20 protein-coding genes are annotated in these 21,744 nt (G+C 48.6%); 9 read left to right on the top strand and 11 right to left on the bottom strand.

All coding sequences use genetic code 11. The annotated features are described in order from the left end of the window. Positions 1-195 (bottom strand): TetR/AcrR family transcriptional regulator (locus A3750_RS12500; RefSeq protein ID WP_156498561.1); only part of this gene is annotated, 195 nt, incomplete at its 3' end. A 205-nt stretch (positions 196-400) separates the two neighbouring features. On the opposite strand from A3750_RS12500, the gene A3750_RS12495 reads away from it, so the two are divergent. The 4 genes from A3750_RS12495 to A3750_RS12480 all read left to right on the top strand — a co-directional run bounded on the left by A3750_RS12495 (position 401) and on the right by A3750_RS12480 (position 3,453). Next, positions 401-1,846, top strand: a complete 1,446-nt coding sequence (locus A3750_RS12495) for a coniferyl aldehyde dehydrogenase (protein ID WP_068453050.1) — start codon at positions 401-403, stop codon at positions 1,844-1,846. A gap of 172 nt (positions 1,847-2,018) precedes the next feature. Then, positions 2,019-2,501 carry a pantetheine-phosphate adenylyltransferase gene (gene coaD / locus A3750_RS12490; protein ID WP_068453053.1) on the top strand — a complete coding sequence of 161 codons (483 nt, stop codon included), beginning with the start codon at positions 2,019-2,021 and terminating at the stop codon, positions 2,499-2,501. Positions 2,502-2,530: 29 nt separating this feature from the next. Beyond that, a complete protein-coding gene (locus A3750_RS12485) occupies positions 2,531-2,782 on the top strand; it encodes a YfhL family 4Fe-4S dicluster ferredoxin (RefSeq protein ID WP_068453056.1) in 252 nt (83 codons plus the stop codon). Positions 2,783-2,883: 101 nt separating this feature from the next. Next, positions 2,884-3,453: a hypothetical protein gene (locus tag A3750_RS12480; protein ID WP_068453059.1), complete on the top strand. Its 570-nt coding sequence runs from the start codon at positions 2,884-2,886 to the stop codon at positions 3,451-3,453. Positions 3,454-3,462: 9 nt separating this feature from the next. On the opposite strand, the gene A3750_RS12475 is transcribed toward A3750_RS12480, so the two are convergent. The 5 genes from A3750_RS12475 to A3750_RS12455 form a co-directional block, all read right to left on the bottom strand. Beyond that, positions 3,463-4,137, bottom strand: coding sequence for an exonuclease domain-containing protein (locus A3750_RS12475; protein ID WP_068463685.1), 675 nt, complete (start codon positions 4,135-4,137; stop codon positions 3,463-3,465). After that, positions 4,124-5,962 (bottom strand): putative nucleotidyltransferase substrate binding domain-containing protein, encoded by a 1,839-nt coding sequence (locus tag A3750_RS12470; protein WP_068458772.1) that lies wholly within the window; start codon positions 5,960-5,962, stop codon positions 4,124-4,126. The genes A3750_RS12475 and A3750_RS12470 overlap by 14 nt, the downstream gene beginning before the upstream one ends. Positions 5,963-5,982: 20 nt before the next feature. Next, on the bottom strand, positions 5,983-6,474 hold the full coding sequence (locus tag A3750_RS12465) for a hypothetical protein (RefSeq protein WP_068458771.1): 492 nt from the start codon (positions 6,472-6,474) through the stop codon (positions 5,983-5,985). Positions 6,475-6,541: 67 nt separating this feature from the next. Beyond that, positions 6,542-8,275 carry a sodium:solute symporter family protein gene (locus A3750_RS12460; protein ID WP_068458770.1) on the bottom strand — a complete coding sequence of 578 codons (1,734 nt, stop codon included), beginning with the start codon at positions 8,273-8,275 and terminating at the stop codon, positions 6,542-6,544. A 10-nt stretch (positions 8,276-8,285) separates the two neighbouring features. Beyond that, a complete protein-coding gene (locus A3750_RS12455) occupies positions 8,286-8,540 on the bottom strand; it encodes a DUF4212 domain-containing protein (RefSeq protein ID WP_068458769.1) in 255 nt (84 codons plus the stop codon). 177 nt (positions 8,541-8,717) lie between these two features. On the opposite strand from A3750_RS12455, the gene A3750_RS12450 reads away from it, so the two are divergent. Together A3750_RS12450 and A3750_RS12445 are read left to right on the top strand one after the other, a co-directional pair. Further along, positions 8,718-12,194 carry a PAS domain-containing hybrid sensor histidine kinase/response regulator gene (locus A3750_RS12450; RefSeq protein ID WP_068458768.1) on the top strand — a complete coding sequence of 1,159 codons (3,477 nt, stop codon included), beginning with the start codon at positions 8,718-8,720 and terminating at the stop codon, positions 12,192-12,194. 150 nt (positions 12,195-12,344) lie between these two features. Then, positions 12,345-14,279: a methyl-accepting chemotaxis protein gene (locus A3750_RS12445; protein WP_068458767.1), complete on the top strand. Its 1,935-nt coding sequence runs from the start codon at positions 12,345-12,347 to the stop codon at positions 14,277-14,279. A 9-nt stretch (positions 14,280-14,288) separates the two neighbouring features. Here the strand turns inward: A3750_RS12445 and A3750_RS12440 are convergent, their stop codons facing one another. Both A3750_RS12440 and A3750_RS12435 read right to left on the bottom strand, forming a co-directional pair. Next, positions 14,289-15,602, bottom strand: a complete 1,314-nt coding sequence (locus A3750_RS12440) for an NAD(P)/FAD-dependent oxidoreductase (protein ID WP_068465808.1) — start codon at positions 15,600-15,602, stop codon at positions 14,289-14,291. Between the two features lie 151 nt (positions 15,603-15,753). After that, positions 15,754-16,734 (bottom strand): LysR substrate-binding domain-containing protein, encoded by a 981-nt coding sequence (locus tag A3750_RS12435; protein WP_082863229.1) that lies wholly within the window; start codon positions 16,732-16,734, stop codon positions 15,754-15,756. 94 nt (positions 16,735-16,828) lie between these two features. On the opposite strand from A3750_RS12435, the gene A3750_RS12430 reads away from it, so the two are divergent. After that, positions 16,829-17,041 carry a DUF1127 domain-containing protein gene (locus tag A3750_RS12430; protein ID WP_068456436.1) on the top strand — a complete coding sequence of 71 codons (213 nt, stop codon included), beginning with the start codon at positions 16,829-16,831 and terminating at the stop codon, positions 17,039-17,041. Between the two features lie 48 nt (positions 17,042-17,089). On the opposite strand, the gene A3750_RS12425 is transcribed toward A3750_RS12430, so the two are convergent. From A3750_RS12425 to radC, 3 genes are all read right to left on the bottom strand, one after another. Next, entirely contained in the window at positions 17,090-17,749 is a 660-nt protein-coding gene (locus A3750_RS12425; protein ID WP_068456439.1) for a response regulator, read from the bottom strand. A gap of 89 nt (positions 17,750-17,838) precedes the next feature. Further along, positions 17,839-19,785, bottom strand: a complete 1,947-nt coding sequence (gene acs, locus A3750_RS12420; RefSeq protein ID WP_068456442.1) for an acetate--CoA ligase — start codon at positions 19,783-19,785, stop codon at positions 17,839-17,841. Between the two features lie 91 nt (positions 19,786-19,876). Beyond that, positions 19,877-20,551: a DNA repair protein RadC gene (gene radC / locus A3750_RS12415; RefSeq protein ID WP_068456454.1), complete on the bottom strand. Its 675-nt coding sequence runs from the start codon at positions 20,549-20,551 to the stop codon at positions 19,877-19,879. A 134-nt stretch (positions 20,552-20,685) separates the two neighbouring features. On the opposite strand from radC, the gene A3750_RS12410 reads away from it, so the two are divergent. Both A3750_RS12410 and A3750_RS12405 read left to right on the top strand, forming a co-directional pair. Further along, complete coding sequence (locus tag A3750_RS12410; RefSeq protein ID WP_197466312.1) at positions 20,686-20,988, top strand: DUF1244 domain-containing protein; 303 nt, start codon at positions 20,686-20,688, stop codon at positions 20,986-20,988. 12 nt (positions 20,989-21,000) lie between these two features. Next, the coding region (locus tag A3750_RS12405; protein ID WP_156498560.1) for an MgtC/SapB family protein at positions 21,001-21,744 on the top strand (744 nt) is incomplete at its 3' end.

The raw sequence follows: 21,744 nt of genomic DNA, 5'->3' as shown, positions 1-21,744 counted from the left end.
CAAGTACGTATCGACCATCAACTCATAGTTTTTGAAGATCTGATAAATAATCTCGTTTTTGTTGCGGAAGTGGTAATACAAATTACCAGGCGACATATTGAGGTGTGCAGCGATATGATTGGTTGAAACATTCCTTTCGCCCCGCTCATTAAACAGATCGAGACTCTCCAGAATAATACGTTCTTTTGTCTTCATTATGGTCGCTGTAGATCCTTACTCTTACTATCTCTAACGCATACAGCAACAGGCTCAGAGCCCGCTGGCTACATACTAAAAACCCAATACGTGATAATTCCGGCAAGCGCATTGACTTGTTAGAGTATATACTCTAATTTGATATTTTGCAGTCCCCAAAAGATAAAAAGCGCGCATAGGCGCCGCAAAACCGGAGGAAACCAACATGGTTGCTGACGTAGTTCAAATTTCTGAAAGTAAGTCCCAAATCAAGAAGATGAAGAACATCTATCAAGAACAACTTCAGGCGTTTCGTCGTAATCCGATGCCAAGTTATGAAGAGCGTATCGCGAACCTTAAAAAACTACGCCAGGCCCTCCTAGATAACCAAGAAACCTTTATCGCGAAAATATCCGAAGATTTCGATGGCCGTTCAGCAGATGAAACCCGTCTAGCCGAAATTATGCCGGTCTTGCACACCATTGATTACACCATCAAAAATCTAAAGAGCTGGATGCAGTCAGACAAAAAGAAAGTATCTGCGCTATTCATGCCAGCAAGCACCCGAGTGCAATATCAGCCACTCGGCGTTGTCGGCATCATTGCTCCTTGGAATTACACCATATCACTCTCTCTGGGGCCGCTCGTCTCTGCGCTCGCCGCAGGCAATCGCACAATGATCAAGATGTCTGAATTCACACCCGTGACGTCGGCCTATGTTGAAGAATTAGTCGGAAAAATATTCCCTGAGAATCTGGTCGCAGTGATCAACGGAGAGGCCGACGTTGCTGTCGAGTTCTCAGACATCCCTTGGAACCATTTGCTGTTTACTGGCTCTACGAGTGTAGGGCGTCACGTGATGCGCGCAGCTTCTGCAAACTTGACTCCAGTCACGCTTGAACTTGGCGGTAAATCTCCAACCATCATTTCGGAAACAGTCGATATAGACGAAGCCGTCAAGCCTATCGTTTTCGGAAAAGCATTTAATGCAGGCCAAACGTGCATCGCACCGGACTATATCCTTTGCCCGGAACATCGCATTGAAGCATTTGTTGAACGCTTCCAACGCTACTTTGCGGAAATGTACCCAACGCTCAAACATAACAATGACTTTACGTCCGTTATTAATGATCGCCAATACAAGCGTTTGCAGAGTTATGTGGCAGATGCAGAAGAAAAAGGCGCAACGGTTGTGATGTGTAACCACGCTGGCGAAGACATGGCTGACGGAACGCGTAAAATGCCGATCCATCTTGTCCTGAATCCTACAGAAGATATGCTTTGCATGCAGGATGAGATTTTTGGCCCTGTACTTCCAATCATTGGCGTGAAATCAGTTGAAGATGCGGTCGACTTTGTAAATGACCGACCTTCTCCGCTGGCGCTTTACTACTTTGGCCACGATAAAGACGAACAAAACTTTGTCCTTGATCACGTTCGCTCAGGTGGCGTCTGTCTTAACGACACACTTTCTCACTTTGCGCAGGAAGATCTCCATTTTGGCGGCGTTGGCGAATCCGGCATGGGCGCTTATCACGGTGAAGAAGGTTTTCATACCTTCTCTCATAAAAAGCCAATTTTTGCGAAAGGTAAGATTAATAGCACCAAGTTTGCTTACCCTCCTTACGGTACAGCCATCCATAAATTGATCTTCTCAATTTTCATGCGCTAGGCTTTTTCGGGCGCTCGCTTGAGCGCCCATTTTCCCCGCCCAGTCTTTGCCACCACATTGTCACTACGCCTTTATTTGTTTACTATTCAGCCTTGATTAAATCCGGCACAAAAAGCGGACTTGCCGCTCTTCATCGCGGCCCTTAATAATGACTTCCCTCAGAGGCGAATGCATGACAACGGTTATCTATCCGGGCACGTTTGATCCAATTACCAACGGTCACACTAATCTCGTCGAACGCGCTACGCGTGTTTTCGACAAAATTATTATCGCTGTTGCGGCTAGCCCCAAGAAGCGACCGCTGTTTCCTTTAGAGCAACGCGTTGCTCTCGCGCAAGAAGTCCTCTCGCATATCGATAATATTGAAGTCGTTGGCTTTGAGAATCTTCTCGCCGAATTTGTTCGCGAACATGAGGGCAACGTGATCCTTCGCGGATTACGCGCCGTATCCGACTTTGAGTATGAATTTCAGCTTGCTGATATGAATCGCAGACTAGTTCCTCAAGCAGAAAGCATATTCCTGACCCCAGACAATCACTTATCGTACATCTCATCGACACTTATTCGTGAGATCGCAGTATTGGGTGGGAATGTCGATGAGTTCGTTCATCCCGTGGTGTCGGACGCTCTTAAATCACACTTCAAAAACCACTAATTTGATCACGCAAGAAATAGGAAGTACCCATGGCACTAATCATCACTGATGACTGCATTAATTGTGACGTGTGTGAGCCTGAATGCCCAAACGAGGCAATCTCTCCAGGCGAAGAAATCTACGAGATTGAACCGAGCAAATGCACCGAGTGTGTCGGACATTATGATGAGCCGCAGTGCCAGCAGGTTTGTCCCGTAGACTGCATCCCGCTCGATCCGGCGCATAAAGAAACGCAAGAACAGCTAATGGCAAAATATAACCTGCTTACTGGCTCTGCCTAGGCCACACCGCCTGCATTAGCTGTTTTTTATATCCCGTCTACACTTACCTTAAAGTAAGTTGCCACATACCTTGCCAGAGATGGCCAAACAGCAGGACAGCTATGAGTACAGAGCAAGAAGACAAACAAGCGGAAATCACGTTGACACCAGAGCAACGGCTTGATGCCCTAGAAGGTAAAGTGGGTAAAAACCGCATCGTCCTAATGTCTATCGCACTGATACTCATTGTCACGCTCTCTGCCTCAATTACCGCATTCATGATGCACTACTTTGGCGGAGTAAGTGCGAACTCAGGCCCATCAAATAATACCGAAACAATACAGACCTTAGAGGGCCAGGCCGAGCTTCTCGAACAGTACGATATTCGCCTCGCAGAACTCAGCAGTCAGCTTAAGACACTCGATAACAAAATCGAGAACTCTTCTAACGCCACCATTCAGCGCATTCTGGTAGAGCAAGAGCAAGCAAAACAAAAGTTCATGGATACCGTTCGCTCGTCCATTTATGATTTGGCGCACATGGTTCCTGGCTCCAGATCTTGGCTTGAGCTTTACAGTGAACAGTTAGACGAAGCCATGGTTAAAAGCCAGCAACGCGAAAAGGCATTGAAAGAGCTTCAAACCTCAGAACCTGTCGCCAACAAAGATCCTTTTTTTGGTGATGAATTCTAACAACGAAGCTCACGACCAACGCGAACCAAGCTGGCCATAGCTCGTCTTCATACCATCCATCGCCGTAATTTGGGCAATCAGCAACTCTGCTGTTGCGATGGCATCGCTGAGCGCATTGTGCGCGTGAGAGTGTGGCAACGCATAACGATCACGACACAACCCTAGCTGCAAGCTACCGGCCCTACCCTGTCGATCTAAACGACGCTTTTCAATCGCCATCGTATCGATGTACTGAAAGGATAAGGGGCAACCAAAAGAGCTCTCGGCCGCTCGCTGAAGAAACTCGACATCAAGATGTGCGTGATGAAAAACAGCCACGGAATCACTCAAATCCTTCATCAGCAAACTTAATGCTTGTGACACGCTAGAAGCTCCGGCGATCTGTCGATCACTCAGACCATGAATCGTCACGCTTTCTCCAACGTCCTCTGTGGCATGACACAACACATGTCGACCGCTCGAATACTCAATAAAGCCATTCTGAATCACGACCCATCCGATACTCAATAACGCATCTTGTTTTGGGTTCAGCCCTGTCATTTCGCAATCAACAGCAAGAATCTTTAGCTCAGAGAAAGGCGTTCGCGACGACCAAGCCGGCTGTTCATACAAACGGCTAAGCGGTCCAGACGCCGTAATTTTTTTGCGCCATCTAAGCTGCTTTAGAAACCTAGATAGTGCCATGGCCGAACCGCATTTTCAGAGAACGCTGGCTCTCGGCAACAACGGCAAACGCGTCTTTTAATTGATGTCTGACAAGGGGAGATAGTGTTTTCGGATCCAAGTTATTCGACACGGCCTCTGACTGCTGGATCTGCCTGCTTTGATTCTCAAGTCGCAAACCTGCAATAAATTCATGCGCATCACACAAGTTACGCGACTGCTCAGAAGAGATGATCTTTTGCTTCTCCAATGCCTTTAAACGATCCACAGTATTCACTGCTGTAATCCCTTCAGCCAAGCAATATAAACGCGCCATCGCAACAATCGGCACAGTACCACGATGTTTGAGATCCAACACTGCACGATGGTTGCCATCTTTCTCCAGTACAAACTGTTTAAAAAAGCCAAGCGGAGGCGTGCTTTGAAGGGTGTTCTCAGCCATGCGGGCATGAAATATCGAATTCTTTGTTGCATCCCTTGCAACAAATTCTTTTAAGCCCTGCGTCAACGTACCATCGCCATCGACATGGCGTATATCGTAAAAAATACTCGCGTGCATTAACGCCTTGGGATCGGGCTCAACAATCCAGTGCGCGAAGTAATTTTTCCAGACACTTAGCGGCTGACACCACTTTTCGTTCATCGCCATGATACCGCCAGGGCAGTACTTTAAGCCGCTCTTATCTAGCCCGTCATTCACAAAACGCGCGAAGCTTTCAACCTGAATGCTTTCAGTCTGGGTTAGTTCTCGCTCAAGGATCAGACCATTGTCCTGATCCGAACCCAACATCTGATCGGCACGTGCCTGAGAGCCAAAAACGACCCACGCGTATTGGCATGGCAATTCACCGCACTCTTTGCGAGCTAGGAAAATAAGCTGCTTTGTTACCGCATCGGTTATCGAGGTGATAATGCGGCCTATCTCATGTGCCCGCACATTGGCGCGAATCATCTTATCAATCAACTCAGGCAGCGCTTTGCAGCGTTCTTCTATTTGCTCAACGGTTTTAGATCGATTAATTGCGTGGATCAGATAAATGGGCTCTGAGTTTTGGGCACGAACAAAATCATTGAGTGTGATAATGCCCACCGGTGCTGAACCGCTCATTACTGGGAGGTGATGAATATTCTCCGTCATCATCAGCAACTGTGCTTCGTAGACTGTCTGTGAGCGGCGAATAGTTTTCGGACTAGAGGTCATGACCTCACTAATCGGTTTATTCGGATCCACGCCTGCCGCTAGCACACGCGACCTTAGATCCCGGTCCGTCACAATACCTGCAAGCTCTCCATCAGCAACCACGATCAATGAGGAAATTTTTGCCTCGGACATCCGCTGAGCCGCTGCACGAATTGATTCGTCAGCCTGAACCCGGATCGGGTCATTCACCATCAGTTCTGCTACGCGCTGATTAAGGCAATAGTTCCGCTCTCTGCTATCAAGCACCCTGCTGAGCCGAGCATGCTCAGTCGCGTGAAAAAAGTCATCGATTGTCGCGCGTTCATCGCCAAGATCGTCAAGTATGGTGATCGGGAAAAAATAAAGCAGGCAGTCTTCAAGACAATGTGCCGAGGCCACTTGATTCACCGCGCGCTCGGTAAATAGGAAACAGTTCGTTGCCGACATTTTATCGATCAAACTATTGGATTCATCGCGCAATTCAAGACTGCCACTTCGGATAAGCACGATGCCTGAATAGCGTGCCATAGATAGAGATACACCCGCTTTTTCGTGGCCAATCTTGAGTTGTTTAAGCGCGCGATCTAACGCTTCTTCGCTGAGATGGTTAAACGGGGGGCACTGGGAAACAAACAGCTTCTGATCGTCTTGCGTGGTGACTGTCATAACACAGTTTTTCCAAGAAATTAGTTTACGATTGGCTCCGGATACCGTGCATCATGAACAAAAAAATCCGTACCAACACTGGCATAAAAAACAGCTCCCGCGCTCTGCATCGCAAGTCGCAAGGAATCAATCTGTTGCGGCATGTTGTTCATGTCGGCATGCCAATTGTTTTTGTCTGAACTACTTTGAACGAGTTGCACCTGAGGGAATTCCTGTTCAGCTTGCGTCAATGCGAGCCTGATGCCCTCGAGCTTTTGATTTGAATAAACATTCAATACTTGCCCACCATCAACCTCTTTGGCCAAGCTGAGTTTGATCTCGAGATCCCCATTCACCAAAGTACACACGCCACTCGCATAACGGCAATTTGAACGTGCGACAAGAGGGTAGCTTTGTCCCGCTTCCACCGCGACCGGGCTTTCACCAACGATGTAATCCGTTGCGAAATAAGCCACCACAGCGAGAATCGGTGCAACAATCATGGCAACAAGAACATGTTTATTTTTGAACATCTAACACTCCAAAAAAGAGCCAGGGAGGGTGTGTCTCCCTGGCAAGTGCGGTGAAACTTATTCAGGCTTAGTGAGCCTGCGCTTGGGTTTCACCACCGGGCATACGGATATGCTCAACCATATCCTGAACATCTTGTGGAACTTCTGCGCTCACCTTAGAAACACCGAAAGCAACGAGGAAGTTCACCACCGCACCAATCGCACCAAATGCGTTTGGCTCGATTCCGAAGAACCAGTTTGGATCCATGTCACCCAAGAACGACGTACTTGCGATGAACATGATGCCTTTGTGCTGGAATACATACAGCAAGGTAACACCGATACCTGCGACCATACCAGCGATCGCACCTTCCTTCGTTACTGTCTTGCTGAAGATACCCATCATCAACACAGGGAAGATAGACGAGGCAGCCAAACCAAAGGCCAGTGCAACCGTGCCTGCTGCAAAGTCGGGCGGATTGAAGCCGAGATAACCGGCACCTGCGATCGCAAAGGCCATGGCAATCCGACTCGCCATCAACTCACCCTTCTCTGTGATATCCGGTTTTAAGACGCCTTTCAGCAAGTCGTGTGATATCGCCGAGGAGATCGCCAGCAACAAGCCTGCGGCTGTTGAAAGCGCCGCAGCCAAACCACCAGCTGCAACCAGGGCAATCACCCAGTTAGGAAGTTTCGCAATCTCAGGGTTCGCTAGAACCATGATGTCGCGGTCAACTTTCACCATTTCGTTGGTTTCTTTGTCCGCTGTGTACTGAATCAGGCCATCGCCGTTCTTATCTTCGAACTCCAACAGACCTGTTGTTTCCCAGTTTTTGAACCAGGTAGGACGGTCTACATACGCAAGATTTTCAGCTTGCTCAGGCTGATCAATCGTGGTCATAAGATTCAAACGCGCCATAGCCGCAACAGCAGGTGCTGTCGTGTATAGAATCGCAATGAAGACCAATGCCCAGCCCGCTGAGGTACGCGCATCTCTCACTTTCGGCACCGTGAAGAAACGAATGATTACGTGCGGAAGACCCGCCGTACCAATCATCAAAGACATGGTGTATACGAACATGTTTAAGGTGCTCAGACGTGCTTGCGTGGTGTACTCAGCAAAGCCAAGTTCCGTCACAACCATATCGAGTTTATCTAGCAGGTAGGTGTCGGAGCCGACCAGAGTGCTACCAAGCCCAAGTTGTGGAATCGGGTTACCTGTCAGATTCAGAGAGATAAAAATCGCTGGAATCGTATACGCAAAAATCAACACCACATACTGAACGATCTGCGTATAAGTGATGCCCTTCATGCCGCCCATTACAGCGTAGAAGAATACAATCCCCATGCCTGTTAAAAGACCCGTGTTGTAGTCCACTTCAAGGAAGCGAGAAAATGCAACACCAATGCCTTTCATCTGGCCGATAACGTAAGTCACAGACGCTACAATCAAACAAACAACCGCAACAATCCGCGCCGTCTTCGAGTAATAGCGATCACCGATAAACTCCGGCACAGTGAACTTACCAAACTTGCGAAGGTAGGGTGCTAGACACATCGCTAACAACACATAACCACCTGTCCAGCCCATAAGGAATACCGAACCACCATATCCATAGAAAGCGATCAAACCAGCCATGGATATAAACGACGCGGCAGACATCCAGTCAGCTGCGGTTGCCATTCCGTTTGCGACAGGGTTAATACCACCGCCCGCTACATAGAATTCTTTTGTTGAGCCTGCTCTGGCCCAGAATGCGACACCGATATAGGTCGCAAAAGTTAAACCTACAACGATGTAGGTAAGGGTTTGAAGTTCCATTGCCTTGCTCCTACTCGTCTACGCCATGTTCGCGATCTAGCGCTGCCATTTTTTTCGCGTAATAAAACACCAGTACCACAAACGTGTACATAGCGCCTTGTTGCGCGAACCAAAAACCTAACTTGTAGCCACCAATTTGAACTTGGTTGAGGACATCTACAAGAAGAATTCCGCATACAAATGAAACAACAAACCACACCACCAATAACTTGATCATTAGCGATATGTTGTAGCTCCAATATGCCGATTCGTGTTCTTTCTTCATAAGCCTTCTCCGGGTTGCTGAACACATGAACGGACCTGCGAAATTGCAGGGCTCATTCGAATCTATCAACATTTGTCCAGTTTGAGACCAAGACTTTGGTCTAAGGGTCGACTAAAGTAGGAGCAGATATACTCATAAAAATAAGCATTCACTCTTTATTTATTTGGTCGTAAAGATATGTCACCAGCCACCATTACTCTGGCCATCATCTCCTATATTGCCTTATTGTTTTGGCTTGCTCGCAGAGGCGATAGAGTGCGCTTTGTCGCCGATAGCTGGGTTCGTCACCCACTCGTGTATGCTCTTGCTCTTGGTGTTTACTGCACCTCTTGGACGTTTTACGGACTGGTAGGTACGGCGTCGGTTTCAACCTGGCAGTTTATCCCCATCCTTCTCGGGCCGATTCTTTTATTCACAATCGGCTTTCCGGTCATCGTGAAGATCTATCAAATTTGCAAGCAAGAGCATATTCATAACATTGCCGACTTCATCGCTTCGCGTTATGGCCGACGCCAGGGTATCGCAGCATTTGTCACGCTCGTTGTATTACTCGCAACCGTGCCCTATATCGCCTTGCAGCTTAAAGCTGTCTCAGACACGCTTGGCTTGGTTATTGGCACGAATGCGCTAGGCAATCAGGATCTGACGTTCTTCATTGCAGCAGCAATGATTCTGTTTGCACTGTTATTCGGCACAAGTCAGCTCGATATCTCCGGCTACCATGGCGGCTTGATGAATGCCATCGCCTTCGAATCCATCGTCAAGTTGCTTGCTCTTGCACTCGTAGCCGCCTTTGCTTTTTACTTTTTGAGTAGCGACCAGAGCTTTTCTTCCGTTCTACCTAGCCCCGACGAAAACCCGCCCCCAGCTCGTCTGGGCTTACGCTTTTTCGTCGAAACCGGCCTTGCTGCCTGCGCCATTTTTTGTCTGCCAAGAATGTTCCAAATCACCTTTGTAGAGTGCCTCTCCAAGGCACATCTGAGCACCGCACGCTTTACCTTTCCGCTATACCTCGTCGCGATCGGATTCTGTATCTACCTAATTGCGCAGGCAGGCAACCAGATTTTTGCTGGCACGGATGTTTCCAGCGATACCTACGTGATCGCAATACCGATCCATCTTGAGTCTGACATACTTACCTTAGTTGCATTTCTCGGCGGGTTTTCTGCGGCAACCGCGATGATCATTGTCGCGACCATCACGCTAAGCCAAATGCTCTCCAACGATGTCATCCTGCCACTTATTATGCGTCGACAAAGCGGCCAACAGCGTTTTCGTGACTACACACGGCTTTTGATTTTGGCACGCCGCGGAATGGTCATTTTTGTAGTTTTCGCGGCCTACCTCTATCAATTACTGCTCGCTTCAAATGCCGCTCTCACCAGCATCGGTCTGATTGCATTTGCGCTTTCGGTACATTTGGCGCCCGCAATACTCATGGGGCTTTACTGGAAGCGGTGCAACGCGATTGGTGTATATGCCGGCCTCGGCAGCGGCGTGCTTGTATGGGCATACATGCTGATCACCCCAATCATGAGCGACATTGGCCTTGTTGCTCAGAGCTATATCTCACAAGGCCCTTATGGCTTCGAATGGCTCAGCCCGGAGTTCTTTCTCGGGTTTGAGTTTAGTGATGCCTTTACCCGCAGTGTGCTGGTAAGCCTAGGGATCAACATCGCGGTAACTTGGCTAGTTTCGAGAGTCGATCGCACCACCTTAGCGGATCGTATTCAGGCTTCGACATTCACCCAAATTGAATTACAAAAGCCTGTTGGCGAAAACGACTCCGCGATTAAAATTGGTGATCTGAAAGAGCTGGCAAATCAATTTGCAGGTGCGAGGATCGCGGACCGTATTTTCGAGCCCGAGAGTATCAACCCTGAAGAAACAAGCCCCGAAGAATTAATCGAAACGGTTCGTCGTGCTCTTTCCGGCATCGCCGGTGTCGCGTCTGCCAATGCAATGATTGATGGCCTTCGTAGCGGCAATAAAATCGCAGTTGAAGATGTCGTCAGTATGTTTGGCGAAACCACCAAAGCGCTGCGTTTTAATCAGGAAATCCTGTTCTCATCATTCGAGAATATCTCCTCCGGCATCAGCGTCGTAAACGACGATTTGAATATCGTTGCTTGGAACCGCCGTTACGAAGAAATGTTCAACTATCCAAAAAATATGCTGAAGATCGGTACTCCCGTATCCGAGCTTGTGCAGTTTAATGCGCACAGAGGCTTGCTCGGTGCGGGTGATATTGAACTGCTTGTCCACAAACGTCTTGAGCACCTTAAGAACGGAAAACCCTATCGCGTTGTGCGCGAGCACCATGACGGACAAGTGATCGAGATCAAAGGTACTCCGCTACCAGACGGCGGCTATGTCACGACGTACGATGACATTAGTGACTTCATTCGAATTCAAAACGAACTTGAGCTAAGCAATCAAAACCTTGAAAAGCGCGTCGAAAGTCGCACCGAAGAAATCAATCGCATCAACCAAGACTTGGTACACGAGATCGAATTAAGAAAGGGCATGGAAACCGCGCTTCTTGAAGCCAAGTCGCAGGCAGAAACAGCCAATGCGACCAAGTCTCGCTTTCTCGCTCTTGCCAGCCACGACATTTTGCAGCCACTGAATGCCGCGCAGCTTTATGTTACCTCCCTGCTTGAAGCACAAAACGAACGTCGTGATACGCGTATTGTGCGACAGATCAGCAATTCTATTGCCAGCGCAGAGTCGATTATCTCATCGTTGCTTGATATTGCGCGCATTGATACCGACAGCATAGAACCGAAGCTCTCATCGGTACCGCTTGATCAGATTCTCAAATCGCTCATTGATGAGGCGCAGGTGCAGTTGCCGGAAGAGGTTGCGTTGCACTATATCCCGAGCTCTGTGCACGTCTTGTCGGACCAAAAAATGCTTTCGCGCATTGTTCAGAACTTTATTTCTAACGCGGTAAAGTACACCGCGGAAGGTCGTATTATCGTTGGCTGTCGACGTCACGATGCGCATGTGGAGCTCTTCGTTATCGATTCGGGCCCGGGCATCCCCAAAGATGATCTTGAAAAAGTATTTAATGATTTCTTCCGCTCTCAGGCCCAAATTGAGCAAGCCGGTCTCGGGCTCGGCTTAGCGGTTGCCAAACGATTGGCTGATCTACTAGACCATAAAATCCGAGTACAATCCGTGACTAAAAAAGGTTCAAGCTTTTCAATCACTCTGCCCATCGCTTCGCCACAAACCCAGAATGACGAGAGCAATGCCATCGCTCCAACACATGAGCTTGCAGGCATGAGCATCGTTTATGTAGATGATGGTGCAGAAAACATTAGTGCGACGGAGGCACTCCTTCATCGCTGGCAATGTAAAATGACGGGCATTCAAATCGCTAATGAGGCGATTGAGTATAGCGAGCAGCACTCCGCGCCCGACGCCCTACTCATGGATTTTCAACTTAACGATGAGCACTTTAACGGCCTGACCCTTGCAGAAACTCTGAGAGACATCTGGGGTGAGGATTTGCCTGTATGTATCATCTCGGCCGCGCCCGACCCAGATCTCCCTATAAATGCGCGACAGCGCGGTTTTGATTTTTTAAGTAAACCAGTCAAACCGGCAAAACTCAGAGCTTGGCTTACGCATATTCACGAACATTAAGCCCCCCGCTGGGGCATTAATGAACCGAGGCGGAATCCACAAATGTATTTCTGTCTCAATCACACAACCTTATTAAGATAAGAACGCCAAACAAAGCAAAAACGCGTAATTCGACTAAAGTAATGCACATTACTTTGTGAGGATTACTCTGTGCAGAAGTTCGCGTTTGTTTTCAAAAGCCGCTTGTTACGACCAGTGCTATTTTTATTGCTTGCCGCCGGCATTGTGCAGGTTTTAGCGAGTGCATGGCTAATCAGCTATCAGGCATCAGAGCTGGAAGCAGAAGCAAGATCGCATCTAGACACCTCGTTTGAAAAACAGGCCATCGCGCAAGAGACTGTACGAGAAGAACTCTTGGGCGCACTGGATACGATGAAGCGCGAAAGTCGGCAACAAATGGGTGAGCAGCTTGCGCAACAATTGGAAACCCAGTCGACAGCCATAGGTGATAAGCGTCGCGCACTTTTAGTCAACAATATCTCGATGATGGCCAATTTGGTTGGCGAACTTTCCGCGCCGTTGATTTGGGATCAGAACATCCCAAGACTCACCGAAATCGTCGAGCTGATGGATGCCCAGGAAAGTATCGTGTTAGCGGTGTTTTTTGACCAATACGAGGAGAGAATGACCCGCTACGTCGATAGACGCGACCCATTCGTAAAACAGCTCATTAGCGAAGGGAGTGGCCGCGGCTCTGTCAATAAAGCGCTTGATGCTGCTCAAAAGAACGAGCGCGTCATACTGGTGAAATCGCCCATCGCCCCGAAAGGCTCCGTCATAGGGCAGCTTTGGATTGGTATCGATGCCAGTAAATTAGAGGCAGAACAACTCGCCATCAAACAAGAGTTTGAGACAACGGTGGCAAATAGTCAGGAGGCCGTTGCTTGGGTAATTAACCAACAATCGGAAAGCCTCAGTACCAACTACGATGAGTCAATGCAGACACTTTCTGAAGAAATCGCCGCAGAGAACGCCATTGTGATAGAGCAAATTAACACCCAAACGAGCAGTCTTTCACAGGCGCTTGTCGGAAGTAGCGTTCTATCAACCATTATCTTATTGCTCTTAACGGTTACCATCATTGGCATCAGCATGATCATGAAGATCAACAAACTAAACAAGGCCGTTTGGGGCTTAACCCAAGGCGAAGCGGATCTTAGCCAGCGCGTGAATATCCCGGGTAATGACGAGCTCGTGCATACAGCAGAGGGGCTCAATAAGTTTCTTGAGCGCTTGCAGGGCTTGATCAGCAACATCAAGGATTCTAGTTCGAAGACCAGTCAGCAACTCTCGAAACAAGTTGCCGCCAGCCAAGAAACAGCCGCCTCGATACAGTCTCAAAAAGCCGAGGTAGAGCATGTCTCCTCTTCAATCCAAGAGATGTCGTCAAGCGTTCAAGAAGTCACACAGAATATACAGCAAACCGCAGATGGCGTGCGACAAGCAAGTACTGAAACGGATACGACAGCACAACTCTCTGGCAGCGCCCGACAAGCGCTGGATCAAATGGTGCAGGATATTCAAAAAGCGAGTGGCGTCATTACCTCAGTGAATCAGAATAGTCAGGAAATCGGCACTGTGCTGACAGTCATTCGCACAATCGCCGAGCAAACTAACCTACTTGCCCTCAATGCGGCAATAGAAGCGGCAAGAGCAGGCGAAAGCGGCCGCGGCTTCGCGGTTGTTGCCGATGAAGTACGCACGCTCGCTAGCCGAACACAACAATCTACAGAAGAGATCCAAGATATTATTGATCGCCTGCAACGAGGCAGTGACGATGCGGTGAGTGCCATGGAACGCGCGAATAATCAGGTTAACAACTCAATGGAAAGCTTTTCGCGCGCAGACCAACAGTTTGAAATTCTAAACGGATTAATGAGTAACTTGCAGCAAAAAGCCATCGAGATCGCATCCGCGTCAGAGCAACAAAGCGTGGTTGCCAACGAAATTAGCAGCAACGTCAACCGAATCGCCATGGCCGCAGACGAAACGACGCAGGCTGCACATCGATCCGACGAAGCGAGCCAAGCCATCAGCGTTCAGGTGGAAGCGCTTGAAGGCCAAGTGAATCAATTTGTCGTTTAGTATCGTGAGCTAGTGCAGCTTCATTCTTGAATGAATGGCTTTCATCAGCCTGTCGTTCAGCCAGATGAGGCCGGTTTTGAAGAAACCGTGCAGCGCATATTGGTGCATTCGATAAAGCGAGACATAAAACAATCTTGCCAACTTACCCTCTACCATCATGCTGCCTTTGCTTAAATTACCCATCAAACTGCCGACTGCGGTGTAATCACTCAGCGAGACGAGCGAACCGTGATCTTTGTAAACGAACGGATGCGCTGCTTTGCCTTCTAACTTCGCGATGAGCGTTTTATACAACGTGCTCGCTTGCTGATGTGCCGCTTGCGCACGAGGCGGAACAGGCCGCTCGTTACCTTCAAGCCAGCACTCAGCGCAATCACCAAACGCATAGATACTGTCATCTCGCGTTGTGCGTAAAGTCGCGTCGACCTTCAATTGGTTAATTCGATTTGTTTCGAGCCCATCAAGCTCTGAAAGAAACGTAGGTGCTTTGATGCCTGCAGCCCATACTTTGATCTCCGCCTCTAACTCCGAGCCATCAGCAAAGTGCAATGATTGCCCCGTTATCTCCGTCACAGGCTTAGAGGTAAGTACCTCTATATTCAATTTTTTGAGTTCGCGACATGCTGCTGAAGAAAGCCGCTCTTTCAACGCTGGAAGAATGCGCTCTCCGGCTTCGATCAACGAAATCGAAATATTGTCAGGCCCAATATGATGTAAACCATAGTACTCGAGCTGCTGCGAGGCATATCTCAGCTCAGCAGCGAGTTCCACGCCTGTCGCGCCAGCCCCAATGATGGCAACCCGCAGATTGCGCTCGCTTGAATCCGCAAATTCTTCCTGAAGATAACGATTCAACAGATTTCGGTGAAATCGCCTCGCCTGCTCCTGACTATCAAGAAACTGACAAAACTCTGCCGCACCTTTGGTCCCAAAGTCGTTGGTCGTGCTGCCCACCGCCAATACCAAAGTGTCATACGAAAGATGACGCTCAGCCACCACGGTCTCACCCGCCGAGTTTTTTATCGGTGCTAATGTTATGGTTTTTTGATCTCGATTCAGTCCCGTCAATCTGCCCGGCTGATACTCAAAATAATGCTGTTGCGCATGCACTCGGAAGTCGACCTGTGCGGCATCCGAGTTTAAGGAGCCCGCCGCTACTTCATGTAGTAAAGGCTTCCACACATGAGTCAGCGCGGCATCCACCAAGGTAATACGCGCCTTATTGCGTTTGCCCAATTTATTGCCAAGCTTTGTTGCTAGCTCCAAGCCGCCAGCTCCGCCGCCGACAACCACAAAGTGATGTGTTTGATTGGAATAATGCATAATACTTACCTAATTCAATGATAGATAAACAATTTCCCAAATCGCTTATCTATCGTTGCGCTAACCAAGTCGAACCTTACGACTGCCATACCGTACAATTTAATGCACGGATCGTACGATATATAGAACACCAATATAGCGTTAAAATAAATTATTCCGCAGAGCTCGGCAAGGGAATAATCGAAAACCGCTCAGTACAAAATGCAGACCAACTTTCTTCAATCGTTGTCAATTCAGAACGCAGCCAAGACTCGAAACTGGAAATTTTCACTCGTTTAAAGTGCCATTCAGGTGCGACCAGATACAGAGCGTATTCAGACTCGATATAGTAAGGCAGCGGGCAGCACAATAGTTTTTTCTCGAGCAGTTCATACACTAGGCTATAACGCATCAAAGAAATGCCCTGCCCGGCTAACACTGCTTCGATCAACATGCTCGCATCAGAAACATGAAGGGTCGATGCATCATGCCCACAGACTACGCCACTCGCTTCCTGAAAACGCTGCCATAGCGCTCCCATGTCCTCGGAGCTATCTAACAAGACGGGAATTCGCGATAGCTGCTGCTCAACAGGGCTCTTATCTGACATCAATGACGGATGGCAGACGGCGATGATAAAGTCATCCATCAGGTGGCGAGACGCCAATCCTGGATAGCGTCCTTTTCCGAGGCGTACAGCCGCATCAATCTCTTCCCCCTCAAATCGACTGAGAGCAAGAGAAGTCTGCAAATGAACCGCTATGCCGCCGCTATCGCGCTGATAGCTGGCAAGTCTTGGAATTAGAAACCGTGCTGAGAATGAGGGCAGAGAGCTCAATATCAAACGAGAAGGGTTTGGATCATCACCAAATTGCGCGACCCCTTCTTCAAGCGACTGAAACGCACGGCTCACATAATGAAGAAATTGCTGCCCCTGTGCAGTTAGCTCTACTTCACGCGTCTTGCGCTTGAATAGTTTGACACCCAACGCGTCCTCTAACTGCTTGATCTGCTGACTGATCGCCGTTGGCGATACATACAAGTGCTCCGCTGCAAGTTTGAAGCTCAAATATGTACCTGCATGGCGAAAAGCCTGTAATGCTCTTAGCGGTGGCAAACGCATCACCTCACCCCTTCCAGACATAGAATGCATAAGTTTTTCTTCACTATAGCGCGATTAATGTCATTTGTCGGAACTTGTTATAGATCAGCATTATTGGGCTGTACATATACAAAGGAGAACAGCCATGAAAACAATACAGCTATCAACAAGTAAGTTTTACTTGAATACTAATCTAGAAGAAAAATGGAAAGCACTCAAAGCGAAACTGAACGCATGGCGAGTACGACACAAAACGCGTGCGCATCTTGCCCGTCTTGATGATCGCATGTTGAGCGATATTGGTTTAAGTCGCTATGACGCGAACAAGGAAGCCGAAAAGCCATTTTGGGAGGACTAATCTCTGCCGATTGCGCAGAAAAAAATGAGGGGGCACGCAATAAGAGGGCTAACTCCCCTCTTGAATAGCCTGTTCATCCAGTGAAAGCTTAGCAAGTGTAATCACTGCCTGCGTTCGGTTACTGACACCCAGTTTTCGAAATATCGCCGTTATGTGTGCTTTCACCGTTGCCTCGGTTACGCCGATTTCGTAGGCGATCTGCTTGTTTAACCAGCCTTCGCGTAGAAAACACAAAACACGGTATTGCTGCGGCGTTAAGGCCGCGACCTTTGCGGCGAGATCACGTTCTTCGTTATCAATTCGGCGCAAACTTTGGCGCACTGTCGCTGGCACCCAAGCCTCGCCATCCATCACCTGCTCAATGGCCTCTTTGATCGTTGTCGGCGACGAAGACTTTGGAATAAAGCCACTTGATCCATGGCCCACACACCGACTAATCGTTTCGGTATCTTCGCGAGCAGAAATGACGATAAGCGGGATGGTCGGGAAACGCTCTCTTACTGTGACAAGTCCAAACAAATCCTGGCTGCCCGGCATATGCAGATCAAGCAATAACAAATCAATATCGGAGTTTTGATCCAGCGCTTTTAGGGTACTTTCGAGATCAGAGGATTCTGTAATGCTTGCTTCAGGTAGGTGCGTATTTAACACACCCAATAAGGCATTTCGAAAAAGGGGGTGGTCATCCGCGATGTGGATTTTATACATTATTATGTCCTTCAAAGCACGACTGCTATAGCCGTAAGCATAGCCTTTTCCTCCCTGAAAAGGCTACCGTATCTGGCACGGAAATCGGACTATGTCTCTTGGCGCCCCTCTATCAAGGCATCGACCACACTTGGATCATTCAGGGTAGAGGTATCGCCCAAATTATCAAACTCGTTGGCGGCGATTTTACGCAAAATTCGGCGCATAATTTTACCCGAACGGGTCTTCGGGAGAGCTTCAACCCATTGAATACAATCCGGAGTGGCAACCGGCCCCATCTCAACGCGCACATGTTGCTTCAATAAGTCCGTCGCGTTTTGCGCTAGCTCGGTTCCAGCCATGGGTGTCACATAGACGTATATCGCTTCACCTTTGATATCGTGCGGAAAGCCAACCACAGCCGCCTCAGCCACATCAGGGTGCGAAACCAATGCACTTTCCAGTTCCGCCGTACCAAGTCTATGCCCAGAGACATTAAGTACGTCATCCACACGTCCAGTAATCCAAAAATAACCATCTTCATCGCGTCGAGCACCATCGCCCGTGAAGTACATGCCTTCATGCTGACTAAAGTAGGTTTCAATAAAACGGGCATGATCGCGCCAAATTGTTCGCGCTTGGCCAGGCCATGAATCGAGAATAACAAGGTGACCGCTTGCAGTACCTTCAAGAATATCGCTATTTGTATCCACTAATTGCGGTTCAATACCAAACATACCCTGACACGCAGAACCCGGCTTTGCTGTCGTTGCATAAGGCATTGGGGTCATCATGTGGCCACCGGTTTCTGTTTGCCACCAGGTATCCACAAGGGGTGCCTGACCATTACCAAACATGGTATGAAACCACCGCCATACCTCTGGATTAATTGGCTCACCGACACTACCAAGAATACGTAACGAGTCACGCGTGCTCCCTGCAATGGCTTCATCCGCGGAGGCCATCAGAGTGCGAATCGCTGTCGGTGCGATATAGAGAATATTCACCTTGTGCTTATCAATGATCTTCCCGACACGGCCGCAGTCTGGGTAAGTAGGCACACCCTCGTACATCAAGGTTGTTGCACCATTGGCTAGCGGCGCATAGACAATATAGGTGTGGCCAGTAATCCAGCCGACGTCAGCTGCACACCAATACACATCGCCTTCTTTGTGGTCGAAGGTGTAGTAGTAGGTGGTAGCAGCATAGGTTAAATAGCCGCCGCTTGAGTGCTGGAGCCCCTTGGGTTTTCCGGTAGAGCCCGAGGTGTAGAGGATAAACAAAGGATCTTCTGCGTTTACCGTAACCGCTTCATGCTCGGTAGACTGTTTGCCGACAAAGCTCGCGTAATCCACATCCCAGTCATGCTTGTTATGACCATGATCGTGCGTTGTTTCAACCACAAGAACTTTGTTCACCGACTTGCGAACCGAAATTTCTAGCGCGTCATCCACACTGGCTTTTAGTGGTACTTTTTTACCACCCCGACTACCTTCCGTCGCAGTCACCACAAGCTTCGCTTCGCAATCGTCCATTCTGTCTGCTAGCGCGCTAGCCGAAAAGCCACCAAAAACAACAGAGTGCACTGCACCAATACGGGCGCAGGCCAGCATCGCGTAGGCCGCTTCCGGAATCATCGGCATATAAAGAATGACACGATCACCTTTCGTCACGCCGAGCTCTTCATAAGCATTTGCGAGCTTACAAACTTCTTGGTGTAGCTCTCGATAGGTGATGTTGCGGGAATAACTTGGCTCATCGCCTTCGAAGATAATCGCAGTCTGGTCGGCCTTATCCGCCAAGTGGCGATCAACGCAGTTGACACACACATTCAGTTCGCCGTCCTCAAACCATTTTATGTACAGATTGTCTTTTGCAAACGAGACATCTTTGGTTTTGGTGAAAGGCTTAATCCAATCAATACGCTCTGCCTGCTTGGCCCAAAACGCTTCGTTGTCGTTAATGGATTCTTGATACATCGCGGGAAATTGCTCTTCCGAGATGTTTGGTTCAAAACCATTGATATAGCTTCTTGGGTTTATAAGTGGCGCGGTCATTCTAATCTCCAGAACACATTGAGGATGTATGCATTGTTTTCGATCCACCCTCCAACCGCCATTAGACAAAGGTCTATCGTTAGACCATGGTCTATATCAACCCCCTTTCGGCAAAGCTCACGGTCTGGTTACCTGCAACAATCAAATGATCGAGAACCCGCACATCAATTAACTCAAGGGCGCCCTGTAAGCGACGTGTGATCTGAATATCCGCTTGGCTCGGAGTGGTTGATCCGGAAGGATGGTTATGACACAAAATAACCGCCGCTGCGCCTTTCGCCAAAACAGCTCTGACCACTTCACGTGGATAAACGGAGGCTGCATCAATCGTGCCTTGAAATAGCTCATCGAATCCGACAATGGCATGCTGCGTATTCAAGTACAAGACCGCAAACGTTTCATGCATACGCTGCCCAAGGGCATGCACCACATAGCGCTTGCACGCATCGGGGTTAGAGATAACTGTCGACTCTCTCAACTCATCACGAAACACGCGTTTGCTCATCTCCAGGCTTGCCTGAAGCTGCGCATACTTTGCCGACCCCATGCCTTTGGTTTTGCAAAAGTCATCGAGTGATGCACTTAATAGCTTATTGAGATCACCAAAGTGCAGGAGTAGGTCTCGCGCCAAATCAAGAGCTGAGCGTCCTCGGGTACCGGTGCGCAGAAATATGGCGAGCAGCTCAGCGTCACTGAGCGCTGCTGCACCTCTTGATAGGAGTTTTTCTCTTGGCCGCTCTCCCTCGGGCCAAGTATGAATCGCCATACTAAATCCTTTTAGTAGCCAGTCATTAATTGGATGTACCGTTATACCCTTATTGCCCAACTCCAACAAGACAGCGTATTGACAAGGCAAGCGCAAGTGACAACACTGCACGGCATCAACAATAAGGAGCATTCATGGATACTAAGATCGATCAAAGCACACAAACTGAACTGGAAGCCGCTGTTTTACGCCGTTTTCTAAAACACCTTGATGAGCATAAAGAGGTGCAGAACATCGATCTAATGATTCTCGCTGACTTCTGCCGAAACTGCCTATCAAAATGGTATGCCGCAGCGGCGGCCGAAAAGGGCATCGACATCGACTATGACGCTGCGCGTGAGTTTGTTTACGGCATGCCCTACTCTGAATGGAAAGAGAAGCATCAACTTCCTGCAACGCCAGAGCAAATGGCCGCTTTTGAAGCCAAGCAAAAGTAGATAGTCTAAATCGTGGAGAACTTTATCAATGCAACAGATGACCTCATTGGTTTGAGCGTTGCATTTTGTCTTGGCGCGATTATCGGTATTCAGCGAGGCTGGAAAGATCGCCACCACAAAGATGGTTGGCGTGTTGCCGGAATCAGAACACATATTCTAATTGCCATGTTTGGCGCGATCAGCGCCTTGATCTCGATCGCCTTTTCGCCAATTTTTTTAGCCGTATCCTTTTTCGCGGTCGCAATTGTGCTCGCGATCGCCTATTTAAATGCCCAGAAGGTCACGCAAGATAGAAGCATCACAACAACCATTGGTTCACTGATTACCTTTGGACTGGGCGCCCTAGCTTGCCTGGGTCAGCCTGAAGTCGCAGCCGCTGTGGCGGTCATTGTTGCGATTGTTCTCGACAACAAAAAAGAAATACATGGGCTACTCAAAAAACTAAAAGAAAAAGAACTCGATGCAGGCTTAAAGCTGCTGCTTATTTCTGTGGTATTTCTCCCCTTTCTTCCAAACACGCAGCTTGGACCATGGAACGCCATCAATCCCTTTGAGGTCTGGTGGATGGTGGTACTCATTTCCTCTATCTCATTTTTGGGCTACTTCGCAATCCGAATTGCCGGCCCGGAAAAAGGCATTATCTTCACCGGTATTTTTGGAGGATTGAGCTCATCGACCGCATTGACGCTGCATTATTCAAATTTAGGAAAAGAAAAGCCTGAGCTTTCGCCGCTGTTGGCGACCGGAATTTTGCTC

The sequence above is a fragment of the Oleiphilus sp. HI0079 genome (assembly GCF_001635105.1).
The sequence above is the reverse complement of the archived record's forward strand: the minus strand, read 5'-3'. Positions and strand labels throughout refer to the sequence as shown.